At 57.7% G+C, this 18,786-nt stretch carries 21 protein-coding genes, 1 tRNA gene and 1 pseudogene; 10 read left to right on the plus strand and 13 right to left on the minus strand.

What is annotated here, in order from left to right; translation table 11 throughout:
- From SLH47_RS00005 to SLH47_RS00025, 5 genes are all read right to left on the minus strand, one after another.
- The coding region (locus tag SLH47_RS00005) for a hypothetical protein (protein ID WP_320237231.1) at nt 1-571 on the minus strand (571 nt) is incomplete at its 3' end.
- 264 nt (nt 572-835) lie between these two features.
- A tRNA-Arg gene (locus SLH47_RS00010) sits at nt 836-912 on the minus strand.
- 62 nt (nt 913-974) lie between these two features.
- Entirely contained in the window at nt 975-2,375 is a 1,401-nt protein-coding gene (locus SLH47_RS00015) for a HAMP domain-containing sensor histidine kinase (protein WP_320237232.1), read from the minus strand.
- A 14-nt stretch (nt 2,376-2,389) separates the two neighbouring features.
- Complete coding sequence (locus SLH47_RS00020; RefSeq protein WP_320237233.1) at nt 2,390-3,808, minus strand: dihydrolipoyl dehydrogenase family protein; 1,419 nt, start codon at nt 3,806-3,808, stop codon at nt 2,390-2,392.
- Between the two features lie 3 nt (nt 3,809-3,811).
- Nucleotides 3,812-4,534, minus strand: coding sequence for a TVP38/TMEM64 family protein (locus SLH47_RS00025; protein WP_413785611.1), 723 nt, complete (start codon nt 4,532-4,534; stop codon nt 3,812-3,814).
- Nucleotides 4,535-4,847: 313 nt separating this feature from the next.
- Between SLH47_RS00025 and rpmH the strand changes: the two genes are divergently transcribed.
- The 3 genes from rpmH to yidD are packed head-to-tail and all read left to right on the plus strand — an operon-like array spanning nt 4,848 to nt 5,604.
- Nucleotides 4,848-4,982, plus strand: a complete 135-nt coding sequence (gene rpmH / locus SLH47_RS00030) for a 50S ribosomal protein L34 (RefSeq protein ID WP_007204042.1) — start codon at nt 4,848-4,850, stop codon at nt 4,980-4,982.
- A gap of 14 nt (nt 4,983-4,996) precedes the next feature.
- On the plus strand, nt 4,997-5,386 hold the full coding sequence (gene rnpA, locus SLH47_RS00035; RefSeq protein WP_320237235.1) for a ribonuclease P protein component: 390 nt from the start codon (nt 4,997-4,999) through the stop codon (nt 5,384-5,386).
- Nucleotides 5,383-5,604, plus strand: coding sequence for a membrane protein insertion efficiency factor YidD (gene yidD, locus SLH47_RS00040; RefSeq protein ID WP_320237236.1), 222 nt, complete (start codon nt 5,383-5,385; stop codon nt 5,602-5,604). The genes rnpA and yidD overlap by 4 nt, the downstream gene beginning before the upstream one ends.
- 80 nt (nt 5,605-5,684) lie before the next feature.
- On the opposite strand, the gene SLH47_RS00045 is transcribed toward yidD, so the two are convergent.
- Together SLH47_RS00045 and SLH47_RS00050 are read right to left on the minus strand one after the other, a co-directional pair.
- On the minus strand, nt 5,685-6,620 hold the full coding sequence (locus SLH47_RS00045) for a YwqG family protein (RefSeq protein WP_320237237.1): 936 nt from the start codon (nt 6,618-6,620) through the stop codon (nt 5,685-5,687).
- A 40-nt stretch (nt 6,621-6,660) separates the two neighbouring features.
- Entirely contained in the window at nt 6,661-7,197 is a 537-nt protein-coding gene (locus tag SLH47_RS00050; protein ID WP_320237238.1) for a DUF3833 family protein, read from the minus strand.
- A gap of 89 nt (nt 7,198-7,286) precedes the next feature.
- Here SLH47_RS00050 and ttcA point away from each other — a divergent pair, with 89 nt between their 5' ends.
- Nucleotides 7,287-8,138 carry a tRNA 2-thiocytidine(32) synthetase TtcA gene (gene ttcA / locus SLH47_RS00055; protein WP_320237239.1) on the plus strand — a complete coding sequence of 284 codons (852 nt, stop codon included), beginning with the start codon at nt 7,287-7,289 and terminating at the stop codon, nt 8,136-8,138.
- A 116-nt stretch (nt 8,139-8,254) separates the two neighbouring features.
- On the plus strand, nt 8,255-8,860 hold the full coding sequence (locus tag SLH47_RS00060) for an outer membrane lipoprotein carrier protein LolA (RefSeq protein ID WP_320237240.1): 606 nt from the start codon (nt 8,255-8,257) through the stop codon (nt 8,858-8,860).
- A gap of 374 nt (nt 8,861-9,234) precedes the next feature.
- Here SLH47_RS00060 and SLH47_RS00065 read toward each other — a convergent pair whose 3' ends face one another.
- The 3 genes from SLH47_RS00065 to SLH47_RS00075 form a co-directional block, all read right to left on the minus strand.
- Nucleotides 9,235-10,497: a hypothetical protein gene (locus SLH47_RS00065; protein ID WP_320237241.1), complete on the minus strand. Its 1,263-nt coding sequence runs from the start codon at nt 10,495-10,497 to the stop codon at nt 9,235-9,237.
- A 276-nt stretch (nt 10,498-10,773) separates the two neighbouring features.
- Nucleotides 10,774-11,364, minus strand: coding sequence for a lytic transglycosylase (locus tag SLH47_RS00070; RefSeq protein WP_320237242.1), 591 nt, complete (start codon nt 11,362-11,364; stop codon nt 10,774-10,776).
- Between the two features lie 72 nt (nt 11,365-11,436).
- Complete coding sequence (locus tag SLH47_RS00075) at nt 11,437-12,318, minus strand: AEC family transporter (RefSeq protein ID WP_320237243.1); 882 nt, start codon at nt 12,316-12,318, stop codon at nt 11,437-11,439.
- Nucleotides 12,319-12,398: 80 nt separating this feature from the next.
- Between SLH47_RS00075 and hspQ the strand changes: the two genes are divergently transcribed.
- On the plus strand, nt 12,399-12,725 hold the full coding sequence (hspQ, locus tag SLH47_RS00080) for a heat shock protein HspQ (protein WP_320237244.1): 327 nt from the start codon (nt 12,399-12,401) through the stop codon (nt 12,723-12,725).
- Here hspQ and SLH47_RS00085 read toward each other — a convergent pair.
- Nucleotides 12,722-13,555, minus strand: a pseudogene (locus tag SLH47_RS00085) (fumarylacetoacetate hydrolase family protein). The gene hspQ and the pseudogene SLH47_RS00085 sit on opposite strands and share 4 nt — an antisense overlap.
- A 79-nt stretch (nt 13,556-13,634) precedes the next feature.
- Here SLH47_RS00085 and yaaA point away from each other — a divergent pair.
- Complete coding sequence (yaaA, locus tag SLH47_RS00090) at nt 13,635-14,411, plus strand: peroxide stress protein YaaA (protein ID WP_320237245.1); 777 nt, start codon at nt 13,635-13,637, stop codon at nt 14,409-14,411.
- Nucleotides 14,412-14,628: 217 nt separating this feature from the next.
- Here yaaA and SLH47_RS00095 read toward each other — a convergent pair whose 3' ends face one another.
- Nucleotides 14,629-15,465, minus strand: a complete 837-nt coding sequence (locus tag SLH47_RS00095) for a DUF2927 domain-containing protein (RefSeq protein ID WP_320237246.1) — start codon at nt 15,463-15,465, stop codon at nt 14,629-14,631.
- 150 nt (nt 15,466-15,615) lie between these two features.
- Here SLH47_RS00095 and SLH47_RS00100 point away from each other — a divergent pair, with 150 nt between their 5' ends.
- On the plus strand, nt 15,616-16,389 hold the full coding sequence (locus tag SLH47_RS00100) for an aspartate dehydrogenase (protein WP_320237247.1): 774 nt from the start codon (nt 15,616-15,618) through the stop codon (nt 16,387-16,389).
- On the opposite strand, the gene SLH47_RS00105 is transcribed toward SLH47_RS00100, so the two are convergent.
- A complete protein-coding gene (locus tag SLH47_RS00105; RefSeq protein WP_320237248.1) occupies nt 16,390-17,565 on the minus strand; it encodes an acetyl-CoA C-acyltransferase family protein in 1,176 nt (391 codons plus the stop codon). It lies immediately after the preceding gene.
- A gap of 234 nt (nt 17,566-17,799) precedes the next feature.
- Here SLH47_RS00105 and SLH47_RS00110 point away from each other — a divergent pair, with 234 nt between their 5' ends.
- Together SLH47_RS00110 and SLH47_RS00115 are read left to right on the plus strand one after the other, a co-directional pair.
- Nucleotides 17,800-18,195 carry a glyoxalase gene (locus SLH47_RS00110; RefSeq protein WP_320237249.1) on the plus strand — a complete coding sequence of 132 codons (396 nt, stop codon included), beginning with the start codon at nt 17,800-17,802 and terminating at the stop codon, nt 18,193-18,195.
- A gap of 3 nt (nt 18,196-18,198) precedes the next feature.
- Entirely contained in the window at nt 18,199-18,777 is a 579-nt protein-coding gene (locus tag SLH47_RS00115; RefSeq protein ID WP_320237250.1) for a hypothetical protein, read from the plus strand.
- Nucleotides 18,778-18,786 lie beyond the last annotated feature (9 nt).

The raw sequence follows: 18,786 nt of genomic DNA on the forward strand, positions 1-18,786 counted from the left end.
ATGAGACAAACCAAAGGTTGCTGCCTGTTCGCAGAAGAAGAACAGCATAGACACAAAGTCCCTCACCACGCCAAGGCATACGGTGTTCAACCAGACCAGTATGGCCGATCGCGGCCAAAGCCAGCCTCTCGACACATTGCTCCGGCAGGCCACGTTGGACGATACGCCGTTGCTTGTACGTGTCGTTGACATGGCAAGTGGAGGCGTTGTCCCATCGCTTTGGTCCGAGATGGAATAGTGGGCGTAGACGGCACCGTCGGCGGTCGCACCCTTTGTTGAGAAGGAGGAGGGGAAATTCAGTTATGGGAACGCGTTCGTCGCTGAACGCGACGGTGCGGCCTTGGGTGGATTGATCGGGTACCCGCGAGAAGCTTTCAGGATCGCGTAAGAAATCGACCAATTCCGAGACTTTGCGTTTCGCACTATCCTGCCCCGCCACGTCGGCAACCCGGGCGGCCTTGCGAGAAAAATACTCTCCGTGAAACGCGGCCCATACCTGTTTTTCGACCATCGGCACGCCATCCGGATAATCCGCGACGCCCCAACCATGCCCATGGGCATAGCCCTGCATGTCGCTTTCGCTCTGCGCCATAAGCGCGTTTTGCGATTTGACTAGGCCACATTCGACGCGGGTCGCCCCCTCCCGCGTTCGCCACGTGGCAGATTTGCAGAAGCAGGCGGCTTCGCCGTCTGATTTTCAAATCGCCCTGATTTTCCGGTTGGGAAACAGGATCAAACGAAACTGGGGAGCCGCAAATGGCAGGCTTTGACTGGAAGAATGGAAAGACTTTGTGTCGCGAATGGCAAACCTATGTGTCGCTTCACAACAGTTATTTGGCGGACTGGGGAGGATTCGAACCCCCGACCCCCTGATTCGTAGTCAGGTACTCTATCCAGCTGAGCTACCAATCCGCGTGTCGGCTGATTTAGACAAGCGCAACCAATGATGCAAGGGGTTAATAGGGATTCTTTTGTTACTCTGCGGCAGGCGCCAAAGCGGCATCTTCTTTCGGCAGAGTGATCAGAAAGGTCGTGCCGGTTTCATCGGTCCGTTGCAACTCCAGCCGCCCGCCATGGCCGCGGATCAGATCGGCGGCGATCACGAGACCGAGGCCAGAGCCACCCTTGCGGACGCCTCCCTGAAACGGTTGAAACAGGTGTTCCTGTGCCTTTTGAGGCAGGCCCGGGCCGGTATCGGTGATCGTGAGTTGCCAGCTTTGATCATCCTCGGTGGCGATCAGGCCGATCTCGCCCGGTTCGCCTGTGGCCATGATTGCCTGGCGCGCGTTGCGGACAAGGTTGAAGATGACGCGGAAAAGCTGCTCTCCATCGGCGCGCAGGTTCATCGTCATCGGAATGTCTTCGGCGAACGAGAGCGGGTAGTCCGTTGCTGCGAGCCGTTCGCTGTCGATCACATCATTCACGATCTGTGACAGGTTCACGCGGTTCAGCGTCGGCGCAGGCTCATCCACCCGACCAAAGGCCAACGTGGTTTCGCAGAGGTTCACCGCACGCGTGATCGAATTCACCAGCTTCGGCGCCATCCGTTTGACCAAAGGATCGTCGGAGGACTCAATCCGGTCGGTGAATAACTGGGCCGAGGTCAGGATGTTGCGCAAATCGTGACTGACCTTCGCGACGGCGCCACCTAACTGAGCCAACCGCTCTTTCTGCTTCAGCGCGCCCGTCAGTTGCGTCTGCATCATCTGGAGCGACTCTTCAGCGTCGCGCAACTCCTTGACCCCGGCAGAGGGCTGGATGATCTGGCGGGCATCTTCGGGTGCCTTGGCATAGGCTTGCATGTGGTCGACAACGCCTTTGATCGGGCGGACAAGCAGGATTTGCACGGACAAAAACAAGAGGCTCGCCGTGATGATCGAGATGAATGCCGAGAGGATCAGGATATTCCGTCCATATGCCAAAAGCGCGTCGCGCAGCGGCATCTCATCCATGGTGATTTCGATCAAGAGCCCACCATCGCGAACAGGGTTGCCGATGACGCGGATGATCCGGTCTTCGGTATCGATCAGCGTGCGCAACGCATCCGCAATCAGTGTCATGCTGCTGGGGTTGCGCATGTCATAGGTCGCGGTGATCGGCGATGGGATGGGCGAGGAGAGCGCCAATTGCCGGATCTCGTCGCGCCGCAGGACCACGTTGTAGACCTCGGCATTCTCTAAAAGCTCCGCCTCTAGCGCGGGGCTGATCATGTCATCGGCCTCCAGGGCCAATGACGCGATCTGAGCTCTCTCAAGCCGTGCCAGCAGGTAATCCTCGCGGAACCGCGCGACCGATGGCACAAAGATGAAAATCTCGGCCAGCATCACGAAGATCACCGTGAGGATCAGAAAGCGACCTGAGAGAGAGTTAGTCATTTTTCCCCGTATACTTAGGGCAGCCAGCGCTGCACAAAGCCGACCACCCGCTTTACAGTCGGGTTGTCGAATAGCCTTGGACTAAAATAAGCACCAGCGGCGCGTTTGTTAACCTCGCTTACGGTCGGATAGGGCACAACGGTGTTGGCGATGGCCGACATCTTCATCTTGTTGGCGATGGCCATGGCCCACATGCCGATCAACTCACCCGCCATATGTCCTGCGATTGAGGCGCCGACAGGTTTGCCTTTGACGACCATCACCTTGATCAGGCCCTTGGTTTTCCGCTCTGCAATCAGGCGGTCATTGTGGTGGAATTCGAAGCGGACGACCTCGACACTGGCGCCGAATTTCTTCTTCGCCTGCGCCTCGGTCAGGCCGACCTGGGCAAGCTCAGGGTCCGTGTAGGTCGCCCAGGGGATGTGATCGGTCCGTTGCTTCGACGGCAGGCCGAAGAGCATCGACCGGATCAGCACGCCGGCATGGTACCCTGCCACATGGGTGAATTGTAGGCCGCCAGCCACATCACCTGCGGCATAGACCTTTTTGTTGGTAACAGAGCGCAGATCGGGCCCAACCTTCAGGCCCGTCCGGTCATGGGCAATTCCGCCCGCATCCAGATCAAGCTTGTCGATATTCACTTTGCGCCCCACCGCCATCAGCAGGTGCGAGCCGGTGAAATCACCCTTGGGCGTGTGCACGGTGATCTCGCCATCCTTGCCGCTGATCTTTTCGGCCTGCGCCTCTTCGACGATGTTGATGCCTTCGGCGCGCAGGTTTTCCAGCACGATTTCGGCCATCTCCGGGTCATCCTTGCCGAGCGCTTTCATGCCTTCGATCACCGTCACCTCACAGCCCAAACGCCGATGCGCCTGCGCCATTTCCATGCCGATAGGACCGCCACCGATGACGATCAGGTGCTTAGGCTTTTCACGCAGATCAAAGATGTTTTCGTTAGTATAGTAGGTTACGTCTTCGATGCCTGGGATCGGTGGGACGAAGGGGCCAGAGCCGGTAGCAACCACGAAACGGCGTGCTTCGATGATATTGTCGCCCGCCTGCACCTCGGTTTTCGAGATAAACGTGCCGAATTCCTCGATCACCTGCACGCCCAGACCTTCGAACCGCTCAACGCTGTCGACGGGGGCGATAGTCGCAATCACGTCGTGCACATGGTCCTTGGCGGCGGCATAGTCGACCTTTGGCGCCACCTCACCCACGCCCAGCTTCTCGCCGTGAGACATCGCGTGGGCTTGCTTGGCGGAGGCAATCAGCGCCTTTGACGGGACACAACCATAGTTCAGGCAATCGCCGCCCATCTTGTGGCCTTCCAGAAGGACCACCTTGGCCCCCATCTGGACGGCACCGGCTGCGATGGACAATCCGCCGGAACCACCGCCGATAATGCAGATATCTGTCTTGATGCGGTTCATGACTTACAGTCCTTTCTTGCCGCGCACGGCCTTGATGACGATGGGAAGCGCGGCCAAAGCACAGAGGCCAAGGATCGGCAGCAGGATGGCGGGCTCGAAGATGATGCCAAGGTTCGGGGTCTCACCGCGGGCGAAGACTTCGCCAAGGCCAGCACCGACCGAGGTGTAGACGACCGCACCGGGGATGATGCCCAGGAGGGTGGACACAGCGAACCGGAAGAGCGGCACGCCAACCAGCGCAGGCACGAGGTTGGCCACAAAGAACGGCACCGCAGGGACCAGACGGATCAGAAACAGCATCTCCCACTGGTTGTTGTCGATACCTTCCTTGATCTTTTTGACGGCGCCTTCAGAGCTTTCCATCTTGGCGGCGAGCTTCTCACCCAGACCCCAGCGGGCGGCGAGGAAGATGCCGATGGCGCCCAGCGTGGCGCCTGTGATGTTGAAAAGTGCGCCAGGGAAGGTCGCGAACAGGAACCCGCCCGTAAGTGTGGCGATGGTGGCACCAGGCAGCGAAAAGGCGACGATGACCACATAAGCAAGAACAAAGACAAGAACTGTCAGAAGATAATTGTCGTCACGAAAGCCAATCAGCGCCTCGCGATTTTCGGCAAGTGCTTCAAAAGAAAGGTAATCCCGCAAATAGATTGCCCCCAGAACGGCGACGACGATAATCGTCAGCAGGGGCAAATTGCGCAAAAGCGGGTTGGCGGGCTTGTCTGTCATCTCGGTCATCTTTCGGGGTCCTATGGGCGAATGGGTTCAGATTTGGTGTTGCAGGTTAGATGGACTGATGCCTGCGTTCGCGATACCCACCTCACGCCCCATTGATAGGAAACGGGTCTGATGTTTCAGTTTACGGGGGGCTGATCACAAAACCTGTAACAATTCGGCGGTGCGATTGACCCCGATTGTTGCAATTCCGCCCCGTCATCCGCGTTGACATGGGCCATGCACGCCTCTAAACGGCAGGTCTGAAATGTAGATCGGCTTCGAATCCCTTGTGTCGGATTTGGCCATATGAACCGGAGAGCACGCGATGAAGCGCACGTTCCAACCATCCAACCGGGTTCGCAAGAACCGCCACGGGTTCCGCGCACGCATGGCCACCAAGGCCGGGCGCAAGATCCTGAATGCACGCCGCGCAAAAGGCCGTGCCAAGCTGAGCGCGTAAGCGCGGCCAGTCTCTTGACCGTTTTGAAACCGCCGGTGGGTCCCGATGGCACACCGGCGGTTTCCGTTTGTCTGCAGGTCCTCAAGAAACGCGCTGATTTCGTCCGCACCTCGCATGGGCGGCGCTTTGGCACGCCCGGCATTCACCTGCAGGCTCGCAAAAGGGCAGAGGGTGAGGCGCCGGGCATCCGTGTTGGCTTCACCTGTTCCAAGAAAGTCGGCAACGCCGTGGCCCGCAACCGCGCAAAGCGGCGTTTGCGTGAGGTGGCGCGGCTGGTGCTGCCGTCTCACGGGCGCGAGGGCTGGGATTATGTGCTGGTCGGCCGGAAAGATGTGACGGCCAGCCTGCCATTTGATACGCTGATTGCAGATCTCAAACGCGCCCTGACCAAGATACATACATGACACCGCTGGCCTATCTTGTCTCGCTGCCCGTTCGCGCCTACCGGCTGATAGGCTCACCCTGGGTCGGGCATGGCTGCCGGTTTCAGCCGACCTGCTCGGCCTATGCGCTGGAAGCGCTCGAAAAGCACGGTGCAATCAAGGGTAGCTGGCTCGCCATCCGCCGCATCGGGCGATGCCATCCGTGGGGCGGCTCAGGCATCGACAACGTGCCGGACTAGAGATTTTTCGTTACGAAAAATCTCAACGCACCAGAATTTTGGCCAAAATTCTGAACGCACTCAGCACCCGAAATCACCAATTAGCTGCAATCCCAGTTATAGGCGACCTTTTCGAACTTGCGCTCTGCCAGATCGGCCTTTGAGATCAGAAAACAGGCCTCGCCCGCATCGCCCCAACAAATCTCGACGTCGTTCTCGCGATCAAGGACGAAACCTAACTGCAGCAGCACTTCGGTCAGTTTCGGGTCATCATCCGCCCGACGAAAATCATCCTGCGTGAAATCTGGATGGCCACCGTAATAGACCAATGCCGGTTTTGCCTCGGTCAGCGCTTCGTGAAAACTGTCCCACAACGCACCAGGGCAGTCGGGATACCAGTCTTGGGTCAAGTTTTGCCCCTCAGCGCTATTGGGTGAGATCGCACCGCTGGCAAGTTGTCCCGTCAGACGTCGGCCCTGTGTGGTCAATTCGGCATTAAACGGGGTGAACTCCCAGCTGTGATCCGGCAGATCAAGCCGTTGCAATGCCTTCGGATCCGCATGATAGAGCACCTTAAAACCGGTGTTATCCTTGGACGGAAAGTCGCATCCGTTCAGATCATTGTCCTCCACAAAGAAAGAGAGGACACCCTCTTTAGGATACCCGTCCAGCGGGGGCATGTCGGCGAAATTGATCTGCGCGAGAAAGATCATCGGTTTGCCGTCGCGCCCTCCCGGCCACTTGGCACCTGCGGGAAGGCTGGGCCGACCACCAATCGACGAATGGGGATCATCCGTGATCTGATCCTTCACCATTGTCAGCGAGATGGCAGGGCGGGCCATGGCCATTGCGACGTCGCGTGCTTTTTCAACAATGGCGGGCCAATCGCGATTGTCTGACGCGGCCGCAGGCTTCACCGGCTTCTTTCCTGCGAAGTAATCCTTGTTTGATTTTTTCTTACCGCCCTCTCGCCGCAAGATAACGGCCACAACGATGATCGTGACCAGCAAAGCGAGCAAGCCCACCAGATTTCCCATTCCGCCGCCCCTTCGGTCTGCAAGACGGCGTCGACATCCGTCAATTCTTCTCAAACGATATCGTCACCGTGCCGATATCCAAGCCAAAACGGCGGACATAAGCGAGGTTCAGCAGACGGTCGTCGGTTAGAAGCCACATCCAGTCGTCAAAACTGACACGCAGCGTTTCGGTCTCCCCGGTGGCCGAGGGGATCGGCAGATCAATCGTGTAGACCCAGTTGAACCGGTTGTCCTGCTCCTGCCCCGTTGCCTCGCCGATCACGCCGGGGGCAGTGCCGACCCACGAATCCGGTCCGGTCTTGGTCAGCGTCCAGATCCGCTGCTCGGTCGAACCGTCTTCGTACACAAAATCCTCCACCAGCCGCAGCCGCTCACCGTCCCAATCGCCCTCAATAGTCACGACGAAACTGCGCCGGACAGTGCCCAGAATGTCCTGAAACTGGCCATAGGCGACCAACTCACCGTCAAAAAACTCCTCAAGGTTCAGCTTGCGGTCGCTGAGGCTTGGGTCATTGAATGACGGTTTGCCAGTGCAGGCAGCGAGAAAGACAAGGGCGGCGGCCAGGATCAGACGCATCATTTCCTCCAAATGTTACATCTCTTACGCAGGGGCCACATGATTGGATGGCTCTAGGCAGGTCATCACTCATCTGGCATATGCACGCCATGCTGGACGAAACAGAGATACACCCGCTTTTCCACGGTGCCCCGTCGACAACGGAGTTCAAGAAGCTGCGCAAGCGCATTGTGCGCCACACCCGCGAGGCGATTGAGCAATATGGGATGGTCGAGCGGGATGCGCGATGGCTCGTGTGCCTCTCAGGCGGCAAAGACAGCTACACCCTGCTTGCGGCCCTTTACGAACTGAAATGGCGCGGCCTGCTGCCGGTCGATCTGATCGCCTGCAACCTGGATCAGGGTCAGCCGGGGTTTCCGGCGACCGTCCTGCCGGAATTCCTTGAAAAGATGGGCGTGCCGCACCGGATCGAATATCAGGACACCTATTCCATCGTCATGGACAAGGTGCCGGAAGGGCGCACCTTCTGCGCGCTGTGTTCCCGTTTGCGGCGCGGCAACCTTTACCGGATCGCGCGGCAGGAGGGGTGTTCAGCCGTCGTGCTGGGTCATCATCGGGATGATATCCTCGAAACCTTCTTCATGAACCTCTTTCACGGCGGGCGTCTGGCAACAATGCCACCGAAATTGGTCAATGAAGAGAGAGATCTCTTCGTCTACCGCCCACTAGCCCATGTGGCTGAGGTCGATTGCGAGAAATTCGCGAAAGCCATGAACTACCCGATCATTCCCTGTGATCTTTGCGGTTCCCAGGACGGGTTGCAGCGCCAGCAGGTCAAGCAGATCCTCGACGGGTGGGAGAAAAACAGCCCCGGCAGGCGGCAGGTCATGTTTCGGGCATTGATGAATGCGCGGCCCTCGCATCTGCTTGATCCCGGATTGTTTGATTTTACCGGTCTCACACGCGCCGCCGGGCCACGGGATAGCGACGATGCAGGCTAAGGCCTGCCTGCTATCGCAAATCAACGGGCGTGATATCGCCTAACATCGGCGGAACGTGCAGTTGTGAAACCTATCGCAGGGGTGCAAAGACGCCCCGAAACCCATAGGTAAGACATATGAGCAAACGTATCCTTTATCTGGCCATGTCGCTGATGCTGGCCTTTTATGCAGGTGCTGCTTCGGCGCAGCAGCTGTCACTTGCCCAGATTTCGCAGTATCTGAACGGGCTGCAGACGGCACAGGGCGGCTTTACCCAGATCAATCAGGATGGCACGTTGTCGACGGGGCAGATCTTCATCAAACGGCCCGGGCGCATCCGCTTTGAATATAACCCGCCCAATGAGGCGTTGGTGCTGGCAAGCGGCGGACAACTGGCCGTGTTCGATCCGCGATCCAACGTCCCACCAGACCGGTTCCCCCTAAACCAGACACCCTTGGGCATTATCCTGCAGGACAACGTGAATCTCGGGCGGGAACGTATGGTGACCAATCAAACCTCGGACGGCACGACAACCACGATCACCGCGCAAGACCCGGACAATCCGCAATACGGTAATATTCAGCTTGTGTTCACGGCCAACCCGATTGAGCTACGCCAGTGGATCGTGACAGATGAGTTTGGCACCCAGACCACCGTCATCATGAATGATCTGGTGACCGGCGGCAGCATTCGCGATCAACGATTCAACATCATCTCGGAAATGCGTGACCGGGGGTTCTAAGGCGACATGTCGAACAGACAAAGGATGCTCGTCAGCGTCGCGCGGTCACTGCTAGGATAACGGACTGTAAAAGCAGGTGACACTCTCACAAATGGGCGCGTGCTGGACACGGGACGCGCCATCTTGCATGCAAATGTACGAATAAGAATTGGCACAGGCGCTGTCAGGGCCTCCATTCATCTGCGAAATGCGGGAGCCACCAGCCTATTTGGTCACAAAGTCAAAGACGGTGCTGCGGACTTTGCTCCCGTTTGCTGAGGCGAAACCAAGGTCTGCTTTTGCGAACGTAGAGCTCCGACGCCGCCACTTGACAACAGTGTTGAACAGACAGTTTGGGCCTTTGAAATGGAAACGTCTGTCTGACTTCGGAGAGGTTAGCCTAAAGGAAACGGTTCCGTTAGACTTCCAATAGAAGCTTCGGGTGTTTTTGCCTGAGCTTCCTGCATGGACAAGATGTGCATGTTTTTGTCGCAGTCGTAGCCAATTCGACCGAAGACATTCACCATCTCTTTACGCATTGCTATTTCGATTTTTGGGTACTTTCCGGCGCGGACGCCTCTAACAGCCTTTGCAACGGCAAAATCCAACTCGTTCAAGTCACCTTCACGATTTCGGAAATCGTCTATCACAGTCTGAGAAATCCGAAATCGCCACTCGTTTGCATCACGCCAGAGTTCACCCTGTAGTTTAAGTTCCTTTAGCGCATCTGGATCACCCGCCTTGTTAAGGAAAGGTCGGAAGTGATGGAGTGTGAAGTCAGCCGGACAGTCGGTCGCGTCCAACCATCTGTCATAAGTCTTCAAGACCTTTGCGGGATCGGGCTGCGCTCGATCTAGAGCTTGAAAAAACCTCTTGCCGTACTCGCTGCAAGCTTGCGCGCGCTCCCAATACAAAACCTCTAACTTTATTTCAGATATCGGTGTCTCGCGCTGACCAATTCCAAGTTCAACCGCACGCTCATATGCTGATTGAAAGCGCGTCGTGCGCTCCTTGTAGCGTTCAAGGTCTTTATCGACACCGTCGCCATCCATGCCGGTCAGGTGCACCGCTCCTTCTAGCTGTCTCCGCCAAAGTGCGTTCTCAACATCGAGCCCAAGTTTGGTTGCAATTTCTAGTAGGTACGCGCGGTCAATGCGTTCGTCCGTAGGGCGCTCGTATCGTGCAGCATCTTCGAAGCTCAGCGGGCTACCTTCTTCTTCATAGTAGCTTCCACCAAGTTTGTTTCGGTCAACCCGCCTAATCCGTTCGCCACCCTCAAAAACAGCCAGTTCATTGAAATAGTCTTTAGAGCTAGGGTAGTTTGAGCGGAGGGTAACAACGCATACCTCCGGCAGCATATGGGCCAGAACTGGGCCAATGTTATGAAAGAGGTTGAATTCAACAAGCGTAAATTTTGCACCTTGGGGACGCGACACTAGCACATGCTTGCGCCGATTTTCATCTTCGTCCCAGTGAAAGACGGGAGGCGTCAGATCACCCTCTTCGACCGTACAGCCATCTTGGGTGGCTCGCATGATCCCACCAACTGCCTGGACAGCGGATTTATGGCCAGCAAAGATTAGGGCAAGGTTCAAAGACCGGTCTTGCATACTAGCGGCGCCGGTAACGCTGACGGCGGGGCGGTAAATCCTGTCCATAAGAAGCCCAAAACAGACAAATATGGCTTTAGCGTGAAAGATCAGGCAAATGATGTCGCCGCGACTTTTAGCGTCTCTTTGGCTTTACGCGAAATGCGGAAGAGAACTCGCATGCGTCTTGGATCTCACAGAAACCGGACATTAGCAAATGGTACAGCATTCGCCATTCTGGTCTCGTTCCCGCCATTGGGTCGGAGTGATCAAATGCAGCGTTGGCCCTTAGACTTGAGAGCAATACGAAAAGGAAGACCCCGGCATCGTCGGTGCCTTCTGCTTTCATATCTTTCCGCATGATCGCAATTGCGTGTCATACATGACGGCACGTGCCTCAACCTCGCCCGCGATCCGGATCAGCCAGCTTTTTGACCGCCACGTGCCGCGCTTAAAGCCGGTGCGCCCGTCGTGATAAGCGAGGTACTGATTGCGCGTATCGGTGATCGGCACGCCGGTCTCTTCCACGGTCAGGGTCATGTACCAGCCCATGAAATCGGTCGCATCGTAGATATCCTCCCTGCTGGCGCGGCGACCGCCCCGGGCGTCCAGGTACTCTTCCCAGGTCCCGTCCAGCGCCTGACTATAGCCAAGCGCCGATGATTGCCGCCCCACAGGGATCACCCCCAGCGCGTAGCGATGCGGCGGGCGGATATCGCCGATGAATTTGCTTTCCTGATAAATGATCGCCATCAGCGACGGGACGGGCACGCCATAACGCCGCTCCACCTGCTGGAATGCGCGAAGATAGTCTGGGCGCTCTACCACGATGCTGCAGGCGTTATCGAGGTCCCGCGGGGCCGAAAAGTCCCGCTGGCTGGACCCGCAACTGCCCAGGATCAGCACACATGCCAAGGCGCGAAAGATACTGCTCATCTGCCTCTCGCTTTTTGTTTTTTCGCAACATAGCGCCTCAGGTGCGATGTGGGAATCCCAAAGCCGCGGTTTTCAGATCACAAATGCAAGGATCAGCGGCAAAAAGATCACCGACAAGAGGGTCGATGTCACAACAAGCCCCGCGACGGGCTGCGCATCGGCGCCGTATTTTTCGGCCAGCAGATAGGATGTGACCGCCACCGGCGTTGCAATCTGCAGGATCAGGATCGCCGCTGCGACCGGGTCCAGCCCAAACCAGTTGGCCACAGCCCATGCGGCGGCTACGCAGATGACAACCTTCGCCAGAGACAGCCAGACAGCTTGCGCAATCGCCTTGGTCTCAAGCCGCGCGACGGCCACGCCAAGCGTAATCAGCATCATGGGAATCGCCATCTGGCCGATCAAATCTAGGGCGTTCGTCAGGAATTCAGGCGTTTCCCAGCCCTGCCAAAGGAAAAGCGCCCCGAGTAACGTTGTCGCAACCAGCGGTTCTTGGCCGACACGTTTTAGTGATCCTTCACCGGCCACCATCCAGATTCCGATGGTGAATGAAAGGATGGCCATGACGGCAAAAACAACCACCGCATAGCCCAGGCCGATCTCACCAAACGCGAAAAGCGCGAGTGGCAAGCCAAGGTTGCCGGTATTGCCGAAAATCAGCGGGGCGAGGTAGGTCTGCACGTTCAGCCCCGTCACCTTGACCAGAACGAAAGCGCCAATCATTACAAGCCCATAGGCCGAAAAAGTTGCCAGCGATAACGCGGCTAACGCTTCTGGTGCGACTTCGGTTTGCATCAGGGCTACAAAGATCAAACAGGGCACTGCAAGCGTCATTGCCATCCGCGTGATGAATGCAATCGGATAGTCGAAACCAAGCTTCACCCATGTGAAACCGACCGCCCCTAGAATGAAAACAGGTGCCGTAATATTCAGCACTGTCAGAGCGAGGTCCACAAACTGTTTCCTTTATTTCTTTGGCGCCAACGTAGACTTTGCATCTGCAGCGGACATATATAAAGGATGGGGTTAGTGAAATGTTTAAAACGCACGCGAAATACCATCTGGGCCAAGTCGTCCGTCACCGAAAGCATCCTTTTCGCGGGGTGATTTTTGACGTGGACGCGATGTTCTCTAACACCGACGCTTGGTATAACGCGATCCCCGAAGACAGCCGCCCCAAGAAGGACCAGCCGTTTTATCACCTGCTCGCCGAGAATGAGCAGAGCTTTTACGTCGCTTACGTGTCCGAACAGAACCTCGTCGCCGATTATTCGGGTGAGCCGGTGGATCATCCGGACCTGCCAGACCTCTTCGGTCCGTTCGAGGACGGACAATATCCCTTACAAGTGCAGCTGAACTAATCGGCGGACACGTCCTGTCGGATCACGCCAAGACCTTCGATCTCTGCCTCGACCACATCCCCGGCTTTGAGGAACTTTTGCGGTGTCATCCCGCCGCCCACGCCCGGTGGCGTACCGGTCAGGATGATGTCGCCGGGATGCAGCGTCAGAAACCGGCTGATATGGGCTACGATCTGCGGCACCGAAAAGACCATCGTCCTGGTGCTGCCCTGCTGCATGGCGACCCCATTGACCTTCAGTGACAGTGCCAAGTCCTGCGCATCCGCAATCTCATCCCGCGTCGCGAGATACGGGCCGAGTGGCGCGAAACTGTCGGCGGACTTGCCCTTGACCCACTGCCCGCCGAAATCCATCTGGAAACTCCGCTCTGACACATCATTGGCCACACAATAGCCCGCCACATGGTCGAGCGCCGTCTCTTCGCTGACATGCTTGGCAGTGGTGCCGATGATGACGCCGAGTTCCACCTCCCAATCGGTCTTGGTCGAGCCTCTTGGCAGGATGATCGGATCGGTTGCGCCGGTCGCAGCACAGGCCTTCATGAACAAGATCGGGTGCTCCGGCACATCAAGGCCCATTTCGGCGGCATGGTCGTATTAATTCAGACCGATGCAAAAGATCCGCCCCACATCGCGCAGGAACGGTGCCAATCGGCCAAAGATCACAGGGCAGGTCGCCAGATCAACCGCGCCTAGGGCTGTGAGCCCCTCCGGCGTGATTTGCGTGCTGTCGATATCCGACACGATCGCCGAAAGGTCCCGAAATGCCCCCGCGCTGTCCACGGCAGCAGGCTTGATCCCGTCATCCGTTCTGATCCGGCAAAGCTTCATCGTAGCCGCGTCCTTTCCGGGCCTAGTCAACACCGCTCACCATGTTACATCGTGGCCGGAACGAAAAGGATGATCTGAGATGCTTGTTGTTGTTTCGCCTGCAAAATCGCTCGATATGGCGCCGGTTGAGATTGCCGCCACTGCGCCTGCGTTTCAGGGCGACGCGGTGCGACTGTCCAAGACGGCGAAGAACCTGACGCTGAAGCAGCTCAAAGGTCTGATGGACATCTCCGATGATCTGGCGCGCCTGAACCGCGAACGGTTTCGCGCCTTCGCGGCTAAACCTGCGCCAGAGACCACAAAGCCCGCCGGCCTCGCATTCAATGGCGACACCTATCAGGGGCTTGAGGCCAAGACCCTCTCCGCCGATGATCTCGCATGGGCCCAGGACCACCTGCGTATCCTCTCGGGCCTTTATGGCCTTCTGCGCCCGCTCGATGCGATCCAGCCCTACCGTCTGGAAATGGGCAGCAAGCTGAAAACCCGGCGCGGCAAGTCGCTCTACGATTATTGGGGCGACACGATTGCTAAAGCGCTGAATGCGCAGGCCGCAGTGCTGGGAACGGACACGCTCATCAACTGCGCAAGCCAAGAATACTTCGGCGCCGCCGACCGCCAGGCGCTGAAATTGCGGGTCATCACACCCAGCTTCATGGAGCTCAAAGACGGCAAGCCGCGCATCGTCAGTTTCTTTGCCAAACGCGCCCGTGGCGCGATGGCGCGCTTTATCATCGAGAACCGTTTGACCGAGGCCGACGCGATCAAAGACTTCCGCAGCGGCGGCTATGCGTTCGACCCTGACATGTCGGAAGGCGACAAATGGGTGTTTCTGCGGGACTATCCCGAAGCGGCGTGACGTAGTTAACAAACCCCCAACGCAGCGCGCGTTTTCCCCGCGGGGAAGGTGCTTCTGGTTGGATGTAGGAAGCGGTCAGTAGAAAACCTGCGCAAGTCTCGGTAACACCGCCCGGTGGCTACCACCGTGCAGCGCCCGGCCGCCCCCACGGGCGGGCGCTGCACGCCCACCCGCGGCCGGTCACAGCCCTATGCACTATTTGAAAGCGTCAGGGGTTCTAGGGCTTGTCGGCAATCTCGACAATTGGCGCGGGCGCGATGTTCAAAAACAGATCGGCCACGACATGCGCGTCGTCACCGGGCGATACCCGGTCGCTGTAAAGGGCCTCTAGCAGCCGGAAATCCGGGTCGCGGTCTTCTCGCACAGCGCCCGTATTGTCGAAGGTAAACACCGATGACCCCTGGCTGTCATTCAAAAGCCCCAGCGTCTGCAGAAATTCCTCATAAATGCACTCAGCAATCGGCGTCGCCGCATCATTGTTGATAAAGATAAAGCCCGCGCGCAGCTCATCATTCTTGGACATCAGGTTGAAATAGCAGCGCGTCTCGGTCCCTTCGGCAAACTGTCTACTCAGCCTTCTGGTGCTTTGCGTCAATGCACCCAGCGTAATCCCGTCTTCAAGGCCGGTTAGAAAGATAAAGATGCTGCCAGTCAGCGAGACATCCTCCGCCTCCTCACCGCCGCGCAAGAGAGCGCGGACAATGGACCCTTCAACGCCATCGAACTCCTGACGCGGCATGCGGAAATGCATATTGCCTGCTAGACGACGGTTGAACTGGGACAGATCAAAGAACTCAACCTCGCCCACACCAGGGAAATTCGGCACCCGCGCGTTCACCATCTCGACGAGCCCGTTGATCTGGTCGCGATAGGCCTCGCCATCATGGATCACCGTCACTTTCGGCGAATAGGCCCAGCGGCGAACCGTGCCGCGTTCCGAGGCGACAATCTCGACCACCTGATCGTAAATCGGTTTTTCTTGCACCTCTGCTGCCGCAGGCTGGGCGAAGAAACACATTGCGGAGAGTGCGAATAGTCGAGAAATAGGCGTCATGGCGTCCTTCTTTGTCAATCGCTGCATCCACCCCGTGCGGACAGTATTCGTGGATAAAGCTGACAAATCGAGCGGTTTGTTGCTCAAATTAGGGCAAATTTAAATCAGGGCTTTGTGACGTGTCTTGCAGGCAACAAAGGACGTAAACGGATGAAGATTGCGATCATCGGGCAGGGGGCGATTGCCCAATATGTGCGCAAACATGTGACGGCAGAGGCAATCACGGAGGTCGCGCAGATTGTCCGCAAGGGCAAAGAGCGGGCAGGGGACGTCCCGTATGTGTCGGACCTGAGCGATCTGCCGGAGGTCCCCGATCTGATCGTCGATTGTGCCGGGCACGGCGCGCTGGTGCAGCATGTGCCAAAGGCGCTTGCGCAGGGGATTGACGTGCTGACCGTCTCGCTAGGCGCGTTGGCGGATGCAGCACTGGCGACGGAATTGGAGCAGGCGGCAATCCGGGGCAGCGCGCGGTTGCATCTGGCAAGCGGCGCGATTGGTGGGCTGGACGTCTTGCGCGCGGCCCGGGTCGAGGGCTTGGCAGAAGTCACCTATACCGGCCGCAAACCGCCCAAAGGTTGGGTGGGGTCACCGGCAGAGGACGTGCTTGATCTGCCGTCGCTCACAACACCGGCGACACATTTCGACGGCACCGCGCGCGATGCCGCATTGCGCTATCCCAAGAACGCCAATGTCGCGGCGGCAGTTGCATTGGCGGGGCTTGGCTTCGACCGGACCCGCGTGACGCTCATCGCTGATCCGCAAATCTCCACCAATGTCCATCAGATCACGGCCAAAGGCGCCTTTGGCAGCTTCGACATCACAATCTTTGGCAACAGCCTGCCCGACAATCCGCGCAGTTCCGCGCTCGCCGCAATGAGTGTTGTCGCTGATCTGGCCGGGCGGAAGCGACCTATTGGCTTTTGATCAAAGACGCTCAATCGCCAGTGCGATCCCCTGACCGCCGCCGATACACATTGTGATCAGCGCGCGCCTGCCCTGAATGCGCTCCAACTCATACATCGCTTTGACCGTGATGATCGCACCCGTGGCGCCAACAGGATGGCCCAGGGCAATCGCGCCACCATTGGGGTTCACGCGGGCGGGATCGAAGCCAAGCTCTTTGCTCACGGCGAGCGCCTGCGCGGCGAAAGCCTCATTCGACTCGATCACATCGAAATCGTCGACCGTCAGCTTGAGTTTCATCAGAAGGTTCGCAACCGCCGGAACAGGCCCGATCCCCATCACCTCTGGCCGGACGCCCGCATGGGCATAGCCAAGCACCCGGAACTTCGGCGTGAGCCCCGCATTCTCTGCCGCGTCCGCCGTGGCCAGAACAACAGCCGCCGCCCCGTCATTGAGACCGGACGCGTTGCCCGCCGTGACCGAGCCATCTTTCTGAAAGACCGGACGCAGTCCCGCCAAAGCCTCGGCTGTGGTCGCCTTCGGGTGTTCGTCCTGCGCGAAATCCACCATCTCACGGCGTTTCTTGACCGGGACAGGGACGATCTGTTCCTCAAAATACCCAGCGGAGATCGCCGCCGCCGCCCGTTCCTGGCTTTGCAGGGCAAAAGCGTCCTGTTCTTCGCGGCTGACCTGATGTTCCGCTGCCACATTCTCGGCCGTCACACCCATATGCCCGGTGCCGAACGGGCAGTTGAGCGCGCCGAGCATCATATCCTGCGTCTTGATGTCACCCATCTTCGCGCCCCAGCGCTGGTCAGAGATGATGAACGGAGACCGGCTCATATTCTCAGCTCCGCCGGCAAGGCCAAACTCTGCATCGGCTAATTGCAGAGATTGCACAACCGAAACGATGGCCTGCACCCCCGATCCGCAAAGCCGGTTGACGTTCATGGCAGGCGTCGTCTCTGGCACGCCCGCATTCATCGCAGCGACGCGGCTGACATACATATCCTTGGGCTCTGTGTTAATCACATGGCCCATTGCGACATGGCCAATATGGGCGCCTTCGACGCCGCTACGCTCCAGCGCAGCTTTCGCGGCGATAGTCCCAAGCTCAATCGGTGTTGTGCCCGCCAAGGCCCCGCCAAAGGTGCCAATGGCCGTCCGCGCGCCACCTAAAATAACGATATCGGTCATCCGTTCCTCCCTGATTTTTCACCACCACCTTAACCACGCGGTCGGAGAGGAACAGCAAAACGTGACGGCATGATGATCTTGAAATAGCGGCTTTTTATCATATGTGTATACTGTAGTATACATTATATGGGAGAGTCATGCTTCAAGACGTTGCTGCGCAAAACTTTGTTGTCGTCGTCATTGTCTTTGTTGTGGTTGTTTGGGTGCTTATCCGGGGTGCAGGCAAAGGTCCGCATGACCCCGATCAGCGAGATAGGAAAGGACATGACGATGATCACGGCACTTGATCATATCCAACTCGCCTTGCCAGCAGGGTCAGAAGATGATCTGCGCGCGTTTTACTGCGACTATCTGGGCATGGTCGAAATGCCCAAACCAGCGCCCTTGGCCGGTCGCGGCGGATTTTGGGCGCGGGCCGGACAGCTTGAAGTGCATTTTGGTGTTGATCCCGATTTTCACCCCGCAAGAAAGGCACATCCTGCCTTCATCGTTGCCAATCTTGACGATCTTGCCCGTGATTTGACCGATGCCGGCTACGCCATCACGTGGGATATGGCACTTCCAGACGTCAAAAGATGCTTTACACATGACCCTGTGGGCAACCGTATCGAGTTGATTGCGCAGAGTTAAGGCATGCTGAATTCTGAAACCCTTCCCTGGCTGATCCTGGGGCTTTTGATCCTTGGAGGGTATGCGCTGCACAAGCGCAAGAAGACCGACCGGTTCTCGCTTCTGGATGCGCTTTTCGGCTGGATTGTTGAGATTTTCACCGGGCGCGAAAGCACCTATAGCGACAAGCCGCGCAAACGACGTGGCCCTGACATGGCCTTCAGCGCCGGGCGCGACCCCGCGCATCAGAATACCCGGTTGCGCCAGATTTTCATTCCGATGGAACCGCATGAAGAGGATGCTTTGCGCGCTTTCTATCTCGATATTCTCGGCCTTGATGAGATGCGCGCACCCAATTCCCATCTAAGGCAGGACGGGTTCTGGGCGGTTTCCGGCACCCGCCAAATCTATCTGGGCACCATGCCGGATTTCGCCTTTGACCGCGCAGCGCTGCCCGCCTTTCCCTTGCGCAACATCCATGATGTGGCGGATCGTTTGGCGACGGACGGATATGACACTGCGTGGGACCGCAGTGAGCAATTCGTCGAGAAGCTGATCGTCATGGACCCTGCAGGCAACCAAATCGCCCTGATACCCGCCTGAGAGCCCGTG

It is taken from the genome of Cognatiyoonia sp. IB215182 (assembly GCF_033963905.1).
GTDB lineage: Bacteria > Pseudomonadota > Alphaproteobacteria > Rhodobacterales > Rhodobacteraceae > Yoonia.